The organism is Nonomuraea sp. NPDC004186, assembly GCF_053603495.1.
Genome location: NZ_JBSGFQ010000117.1, coordinates 23592 through 36249, shown reverse-complemented (window position 1 = coordinate 36249; position 12658 = coordinate 23592). Strand labels below are relative to the sequence as shown.

Genomic DNA, 12658 nt, shown 5'->3' with positions numbered 1-12658 from the left:
GCCGGGCCGAACGCGCGCTCGACGCCGCCAGGGCCAAGCACCTGGCCGGCGCGCTCGAGTCCGCGCTGGCGCTGCTGGCGGCGGCCGAGGCCGGGCCGCCGGACGAGCTGCGCCGCGCCAAGGCCGAATCCCTGCGCGCCGAGATCGCCCTGACCTCGAACCGCGGCACCTCCGCCCCGGCGATCCTGCTCAAGGCCGCCAAACAGCTCGAACCACTCGACATCGGCCTGTCCCGCGACACCTATCTGCAGGCGCTGCTCGTGGCGATCGGCGTCCTGCCCGGCTGGGACGGCATCATCGAGGTGGCGGCCGCCACCCGGGAGGCGCCACTCGCGCCCGGCGCGCCCCGCGCCGCGGATCTCGTCCTCGAAGCCCTCTCCCTGTCCTACACGCAGGACACCCTGACGGCCGAACCGGCCCTGCGGCGTGCCGTGGACGCCATCATGAGCGAGGAGACCCCGCCCGCCGAACAGCTCCGGTGGGTCTGGTTCGTCAACTTCTCCGTCATGAGCCTGTGGGACGACGAGGCCGGTCGCGACCTGACCCGGCACTACCTCCGCCTGATCCGCGGCTCCGGGGCGCTCGCGCTACTGCCCCTGGCGCTCAGCCTGTCCACGATGCTGTTCCTGTTCGAGGGTGACCTGGCGGAGGCCGAGACCCAGAACGAGGAGGCGAAGGCGAACGCGGTCGCCGCCGACGTCTGGACCACCTCGGGAGCGATGGTGCAGACGGGCGGCGACCTCGGCCTCGCGGCGTGGCGGGGAGACGAGGAGGAGACCGAGCAGCTCGCGGAGATCATCGCGAAGGAAGGAGCGGTGCGCGGGGAGGGGAGGACGCTGGAGATCAGCCATTGGGTCCGGTCCGTCCTCTACAACGGGCTCGGCCAGTACGAGAAGGCTCTGGAAGCCGTTCTGCAGGCCGGCGTGGACCACCGGGCGCCGGGCGGCTGCGGGGTCCAGTGGGCTCCCCTCGAACTCGTCGAGGCCGCCGCGCGTACCGGCCGGCACGACCTGGCCGCCCGTACGCTGGAGCGGCTCTCCCGCTCCACCCGGGCGGGCGGCACGGACTGGGGCCTCGGCCTCGAGGCCCGCTGCCGGGCGCTGCTCTGCGACGGAGAGCAGGCCGACCGCCTCCACCGCGAGGCCATCGACCGGCTCGGCCGCACCCGCATGCGCGTCGACCTCGCCCGCGCCCACCTGCTCTACGGCGAATGGCTCCGCCGCGAACGCCGCCGCGTCGAGGCCCGCGAGAACCTCCGAACCGCCTTCGACCTGTTCACCGGGATCGGCATGAAGGCCTTCGCCGACCGGGCCGCACGCGAGCTCCAGGCCACCGGGGAGACCGCCAGGAAGCGGAACGTCGAGACCACGGAGCAGCTCACCCCGCAGGAGGCGCAGATCGCCAGGCTGGCCCGGGCCGGCCTGACCAACAAGGAGATCGCGGAGCGCCTGTACGTCAGCCCGCGCACCGTCGAATACCACCTGCGCAAGGTCTTCACGAAACTCGGCGTCACCTCCCGCCACCAGCTCGACGACATCCTCTGAGTTCGCCCCTTCCCAACGGAGGCACGTCGCAGGCGGGCTCGTACGGCCCGGCCGCCCGGTGACTCCCGGGGCTGACCGGCTCCTCACCGGGGACCCTGGCCAGGCATCTCCCTGATGCGACCGGGGCACCCACCCGGCCACAGTTTGTGGTGTCGGCGACAGGCGCCCGCCGGCAGGCCGAACCGACAGCCCCTGCCTGACCACCCGTTTCCGGGACACCCGCACCACCCACGCCTGCTCAAGCGCGCCGAGATCACCGCCGCCTCGCCGAGGCGTGCCTCCCCATCACCAGCGTCCGCCGCGACTTCACGCTGCTCAAGCCCGCCTCCGGCACCCGTGCCGCGCGGGCCGCCGTCGCCCAGGCGATCGCGGTTCTTCGGAAAGGACAACTCATGAGCACCACCACGGCGGCTTACGGACCAGACCACTCGAGCTCCCTCGACCAGGCCGCCGCCACCTTCGTCGAGGTGCGTCCGCGCCTGTTCGGCATCGCCTACCGGATGCTCGCCGGCTCGGCGGAGGCCGAGGACATCGTCCAGGAAACCTGGCTGCGCTGGCAGAACACCGAACGCTCGGCCGTCGCCAACCCGGCGGCGTTCCTGACCCTGATCACGACGCGGCTGTCCATCAACGCCGTGCAGTCCGCCCGGTCCCGCCGCGAGACCTACGTCGGCCCCTGGCTGCCCGAACCCATCGACACCGGCGCCGACCCCGCCGCCGGAGCCGAGCGAGGTGAGGCGCTCGAACTCGCCCTGCTGTTACTGCTGGAGAAGCTCACCTCGGCCCAGCGGGCCGCGTACATCCTCCGTGAGGCCTTCGTCTATCCCTACGAGCAGATCGCCGAGGTCATCCAGCTCAGCCCGGCCAACGTCCGCCAGCTGGTGAGCCGCGCCCGCAAGCACCTGAGCACCACCCGGCGCGGGTCGATCGGCACCGACGAACACCGCCGCCTCCTGTCGGCCTTCCTCGACGCCTCCCAGGAGGGGAACCTGACAGCCCTGGAGAACCTCTTCGCCGCGGACGTCGTCAGCTCCCCCGACGTCAGAGGCGCGGCGGCGAAGTCCGCCGGTCACCCCATCGCCCGCAGGACGTCACGCACCCGGCGCAGGTCCCGCATGCGAGCCTCGTACGTCGCCCCGACGACCACGAGCAGCACCCCGCCGACGGCGATCGGCACCCAGCGCGGCACCGCGAGGAACATCTCCGACACGTACGGGGCCAGTTCCCGCACCACGACCCCGGCGAGCACGACGCCCCCGATCACCGTGGGCGCCTGCAGCCGGGACCGGGCTCCGGCGAACAGCACCGCCAGCGCCAGCACGCCGAGTGCCAGCGACCGCCGCCATTCCGTGTCCGAGTAGACGACCACCAGGCTGGGGAGCATCGTGAAGGAGAGGCCCGTGCCGTAGGCCGCCCACGACGAGACCGGCGTGCCGCGCCGCCGCAACCAGCCGGATCCCAGCAGCACCAGCGAGCACGGCACCGTGTACGCCTCGACGACGGTGACCTCGTCCGCCCCCAGCCGCAGCCACGAGGCCAGCAGCAGCAGGGTGGTGCCGGCGTACCTGAGGCCGCTCGCACCACCTGCCCACAGCGACATGAGCAGCACCAGCACTCCGGCCACGGCGAATCCCACGCTCGCCGCGACCAGGACGCGCAGGCCCAGCGAGAACCCCACCGCCACCGCCTCCAGCCCGAGGAACAGCGCGGCGAATCCCAGCCCCCAGACCCGCAGCCCCTTCAGCCTGGCCACCAGCGCCATGGCGGCGGCCACCAGCGCCAGGATCGGCAGCACGATCAGCGTCGCCGGCTGGCTGCCGAACGCGTACGCCGCCGCCCGTACCGCGGCCGGACCGGCGACGAGCGCGCAGGCCACCGCCCACCAGGGCGCCCTGCCGAGTGTGGCGGCCACCGCCGGCGCGACGGCCAGCCCCGCCAGCCCCGCCACCGCGGCCGGGTAGGGCATCGCGAAGGCTTGGGGTGCGACCGCGACCATGAGCATTCCGGCCACCAGCGCCCCGACCGCCAGCACCCGGAACACCAGCCCCCCGGACACCGGCGCACGGGACACCGGCGCGCGGGACACCGCTGCGTGGGACACCGCTGCCTCGGACACCGCTGCCTCGGACACTGCCCCCTTCATCGGCATCGGCCACCCGTCGATGCCGCGCACGGCCACCGCCAGGAGGCCGGCCGCCAACGTGCCCAGCACCGCCACGTCCGCCGGAGTCGCCATCTCGAACGGCGGCCACTGCCGCGCGTTCCACGTGCCCGTCCAGAGCACGTCCAGCCAGGCCAGCGGTGCCACCAGCGTGGCCACGAGCCGAGGCAGCACCACCAGCGTGGTCAGCAGCGCCACCAGCCCACCGGTGGCCATGCCCGCCAGCCGTACCCGCCGCCAGGGCAGCCAGGCGGCGGCGAGCACCACCACGAGTGCGGGAACGAGGTACGCCAGAGGACGCCAGTCCGTTCCCGGCCCGACCAGCACCGGCTGCGCCAGCGCCGCCGGGACGGCGATCAGCGTGAGCGCGGTCCCGGCGGTGACCACGGAGGCCCAGGTCTCCCCCAGAGCCCTGCCCGGCCTGGCCAGCAGCCACGTCACGAACCCGCCGAGCAGAGCCAGCGCGACCAGCGGCACCGACCTGACCAGGGCCTGACCGACGGAAGGGGACCCGAGCGCATCCACCGCGCCCACCAGCAAGGCGAGGGTCGCGACCCCGCTGCCTGCCACGGCGGCCGTCACCCGCACCGCTCCCCGGCCATAACGGACCAGGGGGACGTCCAAGGCCGCCGTGGCCACCAACATGGCCACCAGCCAGGTCTCCGGCAGGTCGCCGGTCAGCAGCGGCAGGACCGGCTGCGCCAGCACCACGGCGACCGGAGCGGGTCCGCGCAGCCGGGTGACCCGGGCATAAGCCACCAGAATGAGCGAGGTGAGCCCGAACACCCCCGCCGTGTAGTGCAGCGCGTCGAGCGCGTCGACCCCGAGGAAGCCCACCCGCCTGGCCGCGTACCCGTCGAGCAGCAGCAACACGACCGCGAGCCCGGCCACGGTCTCAGCCGTCGCGGTGAGCCTGCGCCGGATCAGCACGACCGGCGCCAGCATGACCAGCGCGGTGAACGCGGCCAGCACGGCCGCCCGCCCGGCCATGCTCATCTGCCCCCAGCTCACCACGGTGAACACCACCGCCGCCACCGTCAGCAGCAGCCCACCAAGAATGAGCAGGACATTCTTCGCGGCACCCGGAGAGACCTCCCGCCCCGGACCACCGGGCCCCGCACCTCCAGGCCCGGCCGCCACCCCCGGATACGGCGGCAATCCGCCCGCGTAGGGAGGCGCCACCCCCGCAGCCCCCTGGCCCGCCACACCCGCGCCTGCCGCCCCCTGACCCGCCGCACCCGTCCCAGCCGCACCCTGACCCGCGGCGCCGGCGCGCAGGATGCCGAGCAGTTCCGTACGGCGGGCCTGCAGCCTGGCCTGCTGATCCCTCAGCCCGGCGAGAGCCTGATCCACCTGCCAGAGCTCGTGCGCGGCGGGCCCCTCCAGAGGCAGCTCACACCTCGGGCACCTGGACACCGGCTCCGGGGATCCGGTCCCGGACAACACCGCACCACAGTCCGGACATTTCATACTTCCACGCACCGATACTCCGTTTGAGCCTGTCGAGATGACCCATATTTCACCCCGACGCCCTTGCGAACCACTGTCACCGGCAACCACGAACGACGACCGGCCGACGCATGGGAGCAACTCCGGAACCAAGGGCGCGTTCCGGGACGCTCAGCAGGCGGTCAGACACCTTGGTCCGCAAGAACGCAGCCGACGCGGACCGCGGCGGCCGGACGTGACGTCCTGGGCGTGGGAGCGGATCACGATCCGGCCCCGGGCGACACCGCTTGATCAACGCGGGCCGGGCCCGCCTCGGACAGGGGATCCGGTCCTCGGTCGAGGACCTGGGCGGTGATCAGGCATGCGAACGCCGCGAGGGCGAGCGCCGTACGGATGAGGTGCAGGTGCAACCACCGCCGGCGGCTCTCCCGCCAGTCGGCGGGCAGCTGATCGGGATCCCAGGCGTCCGCGATCCGGTTGAGAGGCTCCAGACCTGTCAGGGTGACGACGACGGTGAGGATCACCAGGATCAGCGCGGCCGAACTGACGCCGAAGACGAGCCATCCGCGGCGCCACGACAGGACCGAAACAACAATCATCGCCACGATCCCGGCCAGGAGGAGTGGCGGCATGGCGCGGCCGTAGTCGACGTTGAGGGCCTGCCAGTACCTGACGTACGCGAGCCCCGGCATGCGAGCCACGGACGGGGCGATCACCACGAAGAGGACGCCGCCCGCGTACAGGCCGACCAGCAGTAACGCGACCGTCCTGGACGCGACGAGAACCAGGGACACCGCACGCCCCTCCACGACGAAGATTTAACCGTATTGCTACTCTTTCATTAGACGTACATCTAGTCAATATACGTCTGAAATCATGGCTTGCGATGACCGAGCAGAAGAAGCGACGCCCCTACTCCAGTGCGCTGCGCCAGGAGCAGGCCCAGGCCACGCGGCAGAAGATCGCGACGGCGGCGCGGGAGTTGATGATCAGGAACGGCTACGCCGACACCACCATGGCCGACGTGGCGCGCGAGGCCGGCGTGGCCGTCCAGACGCTGTACACGTCCGCCCCCGGCGGCAAACCCGCGCTGGCCAAGCTCGTCTACGACATCACGCTGGCCGGAGACGCCCAGCCCCTGCCGCAGAGCGACCGCCCCGAGGTCCAGGCGATCATCGACGAACCGGACCCCGCACGCAAACTGGCCCTGTACGCCGCCATGGCCACCGCGATCCTTCGGCGCATCAAGCCCGTGCACCGCGTCCTGCGCGCGGCGGCCGCCGCCTCCCCGGCCGATGCGGGACTCCAGGACCTCCTGGCCGACATCGAACGCGAAAGGCTGACGGGAAGCCGCGGACCGGCCGAACATCTGCACGCTCTCGGAGCCCTGCGCCCGGACCTCCCTCCGGCCAGGGCCGCCGAGCAGATCTATGTCCTCACCTCGACGGAGAACTTCGAGAAGCTGACCGAGGCGTGCGGGTGGAGCGAGGCCGAGTACGAGGAGTGGCTCGCCTCCATACTCGCGGCTGCCCTCCTCGGGCCCCCTCAGGAGTGAGATCCCCGGCGTGCTGAGGCGTCACAGAGCATCTGCGCCTGCCGCCACGACAGACCATCACGCACGCCGGAGGAGGTCATGACCGACGGCACGTCGGCGAGGCTGGGATCTGTCCGGACACTGCGCCCCGAACTGGTCGGGCGGACCGGCGAACTGGCCAGGATCCAGGAGGCCGTCGTCGACGGATGCGGGCTGGTCCTCATCGACGGCCGCGGCGCCGTGCCGGCACTCGACGACCTGCACTGGGCGGACGCCCCGTCGCTCGAACCGACCGAGTTCCTGCTTCGCCACCCGCCCGCCGCCGGATTCCTGCCGGCCATCGCCTGCCGCTCCACGATGATCCCGCCGGCGGTGGCCGACGCCGTCGCCCGCCAGGACGCGTACATCACCAGGCTGAGCCCGTCCCCGCTGGATGAGGAGACGGCGGCGACGCTCATGCCGGCGGTTGATGCATCGGATCAGCGGCGACAACCCCCTGAGAACCGGCGGCTCGGCGTCGGCACCGGGTGTGGCTCACCACCGAGGAGCGCGCCTTGCCGGCCGGCCCACGGAGAGCTGACCGCCCCGAGAAGCGCGCCTTTCTGGTCGGCGCGCCGAGACCGGGGATCGGGATCGCGCCCTCCACCGTCCGGGAGATCCTCAGGCGGGATTCGCCGCCCGGGCTGACGTCCACCACATGCTCCGGCTCCCTACGGACGCCGCTCCACGGGCGTCCGCGTCGGGCGGCGCGCCGCTGCCCTCCAGGCGGGTGGTGATCGCGATCCGGTTGTGCGCGTTGATCACTGTCGCGGCCCAGATCAGCGCCGCGAGCTGTGTCTCCTCGAACTGCCTCGCCGCCTCGGCGTACACCTCGTTCGGGACCTGCCCCGCGAAGACGAGGGTGATCGCCTCGGTCAGCGACAGCGCGGCGCGCTCCCTGCCGTCGAAGAGCTTGCTGTTCCGCCAGGCCCGCAACTCGCGGATGCGCTGCTCCGTTTCCCCCATGGCCCGCGCGTCCTGGGTGTGCCGGTCGAGCGAGAGGGAACAGCCGTTGATCTGGGACGCGCGAATCTTGATCAGCTGGAGCAGTCCCGGCGCGATGTCCGCCGCCTGCGCCGCGGCCAGAGCGGCCTCGTGCAGGGCGCTCATCGCGCTGGAGACTTCGGGGGTCACGTTCTTGATCGCAATCCGCGGGGCAATCGTGGCTACAGACATGTCGTGACTCTCATCTCGCTCGTTGAAGCTCTTCCAAGCAAGGACGGGCGCAGCGACGATGTGGCGATATGTCCCCCTCTCCGTCCCGCTCGAGAGCGCGCCCCCGGCACCAGGCCCTGCGCGCGCCCTCCGTACTGCATGGGATACGCGACATCGGCCGCCCCGGTTCGCACCACGGATCTCACCGAGGGCGCGCTCGGTCGGGAGCACAGGTCAGAGGTCGGGCCCGGCCGGGCGGGACCGTAAACGATTACCCGGAGTGCCGCTCAGCCGCACGCCTTCGCGGTGCCGCCGGAGCCGGTCTGGACGCTGCGGCGGCCGGGGTTCCACTCCACCTCGACCCTGCCCCAGGCGCAGGTTCTGGGGGCTCGGAGCATGTTGCCCCAGTGACGGCCGTTGTTGCCCGGCTTGAAGTCGTACGCGTCCCTCCTGTTGTCCACCGTGTACACGTAGATGGTGCCGCTCGCCTTGGAGTCGGTCCTGATCTCGACCCAGTTGGTCTTGCACCGGGGGGACCACCAGAGGTGGATCCGCCCGGCGGCCCCGCGGGGCTGATGCCTGGCGAGCGTGCCGGTCCGCACCACCTGGGCGGAGTTCCAGCAGCCCGTATCGGCCGGGTCTTGGTGGTCGTACGCAGTGGCCTGCGCGTACGCGGGGGCCTGCGCCGGCAGGACCGCCGTCATGGTGGCCACGGCGATGGCCGCAACTCGAAGCTGCACGAGGAGTCGACTCCTTACCTCGAACGACAGATGAAGAACGCCGAGGCTCAGAATAACAGAGCGCGTGCTCCAAAATTGCGAGCCGTGACTACCGCGGGACGAGATCGCGGACGCCCGCGCGCATGCCGAGACAGGCGAGCACGCCGAGACCCGCGCACATCACCCAGACCGCGCCACCGACGTACTCGAACAACGCCGTGCCGACGCTGGGGCCGACGGCCCAGCCCGCCGTCTGGCAGGTGGACAGCGCGCCGATGTAGCGGCTCCGCAAGGCGGGCGTCGGGGCGGCGAGGGCCGGATACGCGCCGATGGACGGGGCGCTGATGATCTCTCCCAGCGTCCAGACGACGGCTCCGAGGATGAAGACCCACGGGCCGAAGGGCAGGCCGAACAGGCCCAGGCCGATGCCGAGGAGGAGGCAGCCGGCGGCGACGGTGGCCCGCATGGAGAAGCGCTGGATGAGGGTGGTCAGCGGCAGTTCGACGAGAATCACGAGCGCGCCGTTGAGCGCGACGACCGCGCCGTAGAGCGCGGTCGGGTAGCCGCGTTGCTGCACCTCGAGCGGCAGCGTCGACTGGTATTGGACCTCGGCGACCGCCGTGATGAACATCCCGGCGAGGAACAGCAGGAACCGCCGGTCCCGTAGCAGGTCACGGTAACGAGCGGTGTCCTCGGGTGCGGCGGTGTCCTCGCGTGCGCGGTGCCCGGCCGGCATGACGAGCAGGACGACGACGGCGAAGAGCAGGTCGACGACGGCGTTGACGACGAAGACCACCTGGTACGAGAACGCGGCGGCCAGCCACACGCCGAGCAGCGGCCCGATGGCGGCGCCGAGGTTGAGCCCGAACCGGCTGGCGGCCGACGTCATCACGAGCCGCTGCGGCGGCGTCAGCTCGGCGAGCATCGTCGCCGCCGCCGGGCGGTACATCTGCCCGAACGCGCCGGCCGCGAAGCTGACGATCAGCAACGGGACGATCGCCGTCACGGCGGCGAGCCCCGCGGTGGAGAAGCCGCCCAGCAGCATCGACCACACGATCACCGCCCGCGCGCCGAACCTCCCTGTCACGCTGCCGCCGACGAACGTCCCCGCGATCGACCCCACCCCGAACCCGGTGAGAACGAGGCCGGCCTGCGCGGGGCTGTAGCCGATGCCGGTCAGGTACAGGACCAGGAAGAGCGCGACGAAGCTCCCCATCCGGTTCAGCGCGATGCCGAACAGCAGCACGATCGCCGGCCGTGGCAGCTCGCGCAGCGTGCGGATCACTCCGGCGGGAGCCTCGTCGGCGGGTGCCTTCGACACGTCGGTCATGCGGGGCTCCACGTGCAGCGCAACGCCGCCAGGGCCCGGTCGAGCGCGGCGGACAGCTCCTCACGGGTGGCCGCGGCGGCGGTGGCGAAGGCGACGCGGCCCTCCATGAGGTCCTTGTGCGGCAGCAGGACGACCTCTCCCGGGCGGACGAGCGGGACGGCCAGGTCCGCCTCCGGCGGCAGGCCGGACTCGTCGAAGGCGATCTCCTCGACGCGGGTCTCGTGCCACGGCGGGTAGGCGAACCTGATCCCCGCGCAGAGCGCGCGCGTCCGCGTGAGGTCGGGGACGTCGCCGCACGAGACCGCCGCCAGGGCCAGGCCCGGGTCCACGCCGGAGGCGCTGTGGCACAGGTACGAGATGAGGTCACCGCCGAGCCGGCCGTTGATCTCGATGAGCTTCGGGCCCTCGTCAGTGAGCTTGAGCTCGGTGTGCGTGGCGCCGGTCGCGTACCCGATGGCCGTGTGCACCTGGGTGAGGAAGCGGGTGATCGCGGGGTCGCCGAGCAGCGGGTCGTCCCCGCGCGTCCAGTGGCCGGTCTCCTCGAAGTACGGCGCGTAGCCCATCTCCTTGTGCGAGACGAAGACCGGCAGGACCCGGCCGTCCCGTACGACGGAGTCGACGCCGATCTCCTCCCCGGTCAGGTACTCCTCGATCATCACGGAGCGGTCCGGAGAGCGCAGATCGGCGGCCGGGAGGCGGTGCGCGGAGGCGAAGTGGTCGGCCAGTTCCTCGCCGTCGCGGACCAGCGCGACGGCCTGGCTCGCGACCCCGGCCCTGGGCTTGATGACGACCGGATAGCCGAACTTCTCCGCCACGGCACGCGCCTCGGCCACGTCGGCGACCAGCACCGACTGCGGCTGCGGCACGCCGCGCGCGGCGAGGGCCGAGCGGGTGACGTGCTTGTCGCGGCAGGCGCGGGCGGCCTCGGGGCCCGGGCCGGGCAGTCCGACGGCGGCAGCGGCGAGCGCGGTGTCGACGACGTGGTCCTCGGCCCACGTCATGACCCCGTCAACGGCGCCGTCGGCGGCGCCTTGTGCCACGACCGCCCGGACGGCGGCCACGATGCCGTCCGCCGTCATGCCGGGTACGACGCTGACCCCGGAGACGTACGGCGCCTCCCACTCGGCCGGCCGGCCGATGACGAGGTGGACGTCGTAGCGCTCGCCGATCCGGCGCAGCATGAACTCCCGGTACAGGCGCGGCCCCGTCCCCACGACGACGAGCCGCTTCATGAGGGCCGCTCCGCGCCGATGCCGACGAAGGCCATCAGCGCCGGTGTCTCGGCGCGGTTGTGCCAGGCGTGCCGGGTCCCCTGCTGAACGACGCACGCGCCGGGGGTGAGCCGGACCTCGTCGCCGGAGTCGAGTTCGAGCCAGAGCTCGCCTTCGAGGCAGATGCCGTAGTCGAGGGTGTCGGTGGTGTGCATCCCCGACGGGTCGCCGGGTTCGAAGACGTCCATCAGCCCGGGGAGCCGCTCCTCGACCTCGGCGTCGATCTCTGCCTGCTCCTCGGGCGACGGCGCGGACGGCAGTCCGACGATCGAGGACGCGGGCGGGAAGCGTACGAGCAGCAGCCGCGTCCCGCCGGCTCCGGCGAAGAACGGCAGCGTGATCGGGTCGGCGGCCTTCGGTCCGACGGTCGCGCCGCCGTCGGGGCTGCCCCACAGCAGGTACATCTCCTGGCCGGGCAGCGCGCGGGCCGTGATCGGCGCGACGGGCGTGTCACGTACGATCACCGCCGCGCCGTCCGGGCCGAACCCGGTCACGACCAGGCGTGGATCGATCGCCATCAGGCTCCCCCTTGTCCCCGCAGCCGCTTCAGCGTGTCCTCCTCCGCCGCGCGGAGTTCCGCGCACGCGGCGGCCACGCGGAACGCGTCCACCTGGCCGATCGCCTTGCCGATCATCAGCTGGTTCCTGATGTCCTTGCACCGGCCGACGAGGTCCGCGAGCGCGGGCTCGACATCCGCGTACGCCGGTTGCCGCGCGGCGAACTCCCGCAGGCAGGCCCGCGACCCCTCATACACCGAAAAAGCGTCATAAAGCAGGGCGATCGTCCGCGCAGGCGTGATCCACCGCGTCCCCAGCAGGTCCGCGACCCCCTCCAGCAGCGCGTACGTGTCGTCGTACGTCCGCAGCACCTCGGAGAACGCCGCCGACGCCCCGGCCACCGCCGCCGCGGCGTCGTACGGGCCGGCCGGGAACCAGCTGACGTGCCGCAGCTTCCCGTTGTCGTACGCCGCGGCGATGACGTCCTCGGGGTAGGCGTACCGGCACAGCACGCTCGCCCGGTTGTCGTCGAGGATCGACCAGTGCCCGTCCGCGTACGAGGTGAGCGTGATCGTGTGCACGACGTGGTCGGTCCGGTACTCGGGGGTGTGCGGGAGGTAGTAGACGTCCACGAACAGGATCACGTAACCGGCGCGCCCGGCCGTGTCGATGACGAGCTCGCGCGCCTGCGCGTAGGTGTCGAACGGGACGTATTCGCGGGCGACCCCGACGCGGGCGAGGGCCGCGGGGTCGAGGAGCCTGCTCTGGAAGTCGTATTTCGGGCGGCCGAGGCGGATGACCTGGTCGGCGATGTCGTCGCCGCCGACCAGGCAGTTGTAGAAGACCAGCGGCAGGTCGGGAACCCGCTCGGCGAGCATGACCATGGCCTGCCGCTGGTAGCAGTTGAGGAACGACCGGTCGTATAACTGCTGGTCGTAGTCGTAGACGTCGTCCTTCAT

11 protein-coding genes and 1 pseudogene are annotated in these 12658 nt (G+C 72.0%); 4 read left to right on the top strand and 8 right to left on the bottom strand.

Features of this window, described 5'->3' with window-relative positions; genetic code table 11:
• Positions 1-1544, top strand: a 1544-nt coding sequence (locus tag ACWEPL_RS53300; protein ID WP_452441017.1) for a helix-turn-helix transcriptional regulator, incomplete at its 5' end; no start/stop codon positions are given.
• 392 nt (positions 1545-1936) lie between these two features.
• Positions 1937-2440, top strand: a pseudogene (locus tag ACWEPL_RS53295) (sigma-70 family RNA polymerase sigma factor); the annotation flags it as partial.
• Positions 2441-2613: 173 nt separating this feature from the next.
• On the opposite strand, the gene ACWEPL_RS53290 reads toward ACWEPL_RS53295, so the two are convergent.
• Positions 2614-5058: an SCO7613 C-terminal domain-containing membrane protein gene (locus tag ACWEPL_RS53290; protein WP_452441016.1), complete on the bottom strand. Its 2445-nt coding sequence runs from the start codon at positions 5056-5058 to the stop codon at positions 2614-2616.
• Between the two features lie 356 nt (positions 5059-5414).
• Positions 5415-5948 carry an anthrone oxygenase family protein gene (locus ACWEPL_RS53285; protein WP_452441015.1) on the bottom strand — a complete coding sequence of 178 codons (534 nt, stop codon included), beginning with the start codon at positions 5946-5948 and terminating at the stop codon, positions 5415-5417.
• A 92-nt stretch (positions 5949-6040) separates the two neighbouring features.
• Here ACWEPL_RS53285 and ACWEPL_RS53280 point away from each other — a divergent pair, with 92 nt between their 5' ends.
• Entirely contained in the window at positions 6041-6709 is a 669-nt protein-coding gene (locus ACWEPL_RS53280; protein ID WP_452441014.1) for a TetR/AcrR family transcriptional regulator, read from the top strand.
• A gap of 78 nt (positions 6710-6787) precedes the next feature.
• Positions 6788-7375: a hypothetical protein gene (locus ACWEPL_RS53275; protein ID WP_452441013.1), complete on the top strand. Its 588-nt coding sequence runs from the start codon at positions 6788-6790 to the stop codon at positions 7373-7375.
• On the opposite strand, the gene ACWEPL_RS53270 is transcribed toward ACWEPL_RS53275, so the two are convergent.
• From ACWEPL_RS53270 to ACWEPL_RS53245, 6 genes are all read right to left on the bottom strand, one after another.
• Positions 7349-7861: a carboxymuconolactone decarboxylase family protein gene (locus tag ACWEPL_RS53270; protein ID WP_363971853.1), complete on the bottom strand. Its 513-nt coding sequence runs from the start codon at positions 7859-7861 to the stop codon at positions 7349-7351. The two genes, ACWEPL_RS53275 and ACWEPL_RS53270, sit on opposite strands and share 27 nt — an antisense overlap.
• 308 nt (positions 7862-8169) lie before the next feature.
• The gene (locus ACWEPL_RS53265; protein ID WP_452441011.1) at positions 8170-8622 is read right to left on the bottom strand and encodes a DUF2690 domain-containing protein; all 453 of its coding nucleotides are present in this window, start codon (positions 8620-8622) and stop codon (positions 8170-8172) included.
• Positions 8623-8710: 88 nt separating this feature from the next.
• Positions 8711-9931: an MFS transporter gene (locus ACWEPL_RS53260; RefSeq protein WP_452441010.1), complete on the bottom strand. Its 1221-nt coding sequence runs from the start codon at positions 9929-9931 to the stop codon at positions 8711-8713.
• Positions 9928-11163, bottom strand: coding sequence for an ATP-grasp domain-containing protein (locus ACWEPL_RS53255; protein ID WP_452441009.1), 1236 nt, complete (start codon positions 11161-11163; stop codon positions 9928-9930). The genes ACWEPL_RS53260 and ACWEPL_RS53255 overlap by 4 nt, the downstream gene beginning before the upstream one ends.
• On the bottom strand, positions 11160-11720 hold the full coding sequence (locus tag ACWEPL_RS53250; protein WP_452441007.1) for a cupin domain-containing protein: 561 nt from the start codon (positions 11718-11720) through the stop codon (positions 11160-11162). The genes ACWEPL_RS53255 and ACWEPL_RS53250 overlap by 4 nt, the downstream gene beginning before the upstream one ends.
• Positions 11720-12658 (bottom strand): hypothetical protein, encoded by a 939-nt coding sequence (locus ACWEPL_RS53245; protein ID WP_452441006.1) that lies wholly within the window; start codon positions 12656-12658, stop codon positions 11720-11722. The genes ACWEPL_RS53250 and ACWEPL_RS53245 overlap by 1 nt, the downstream gene beginning before the upstream one ends.

Bases quoted from the DNA above. Each gene is read 5' to 3' on its own strand.
- ACWEPL_RS53280 (WP_452441014.1), top strand. From the start codon at position 6,041: ATGACCGAGCAGAAGAAGCGACGCCCCTACTCCAGTGCGCTGCGCCAG.
- ACWEPL_RS53275 (WP_452441013.1), top strand. From the start codon at position 6,788: ATGACCGACGGCACGTCGGCGAGGCTGGGATCTGTCCGGACACTGCGC.
- ACWEPL_RS53260 (WP_452441010.1), bottom strand. From the start codon at position 9,931: ATGACCGACGTGTCGAAGGCACCCGCCGACGAGGCTCCCGCCGGAGTG.
- ACWEPL_RS53255 (WP_452441009.1), bottom strand. From the start codon at position 11,163: ATGAAGCGGCTCGTCGTCGTGGGGACGGGGCCGCGCCTGTACCGGGAG.
- ACWEPL_RS53250 (WP_452441007.1), bottom strand. From the start codon at position 11,720: ATGGCGATCGATCCACGCCTGGTCGTGACCGGGTTCGGCCCGGACGGC.
- ACWEPL_RS53245 (WP_452441006.1), bottom strand. From the start codon at position 12,658: ATGAAGGACGACGTCTACGACTACGACCAGCAGTTATACGACCGGTCG.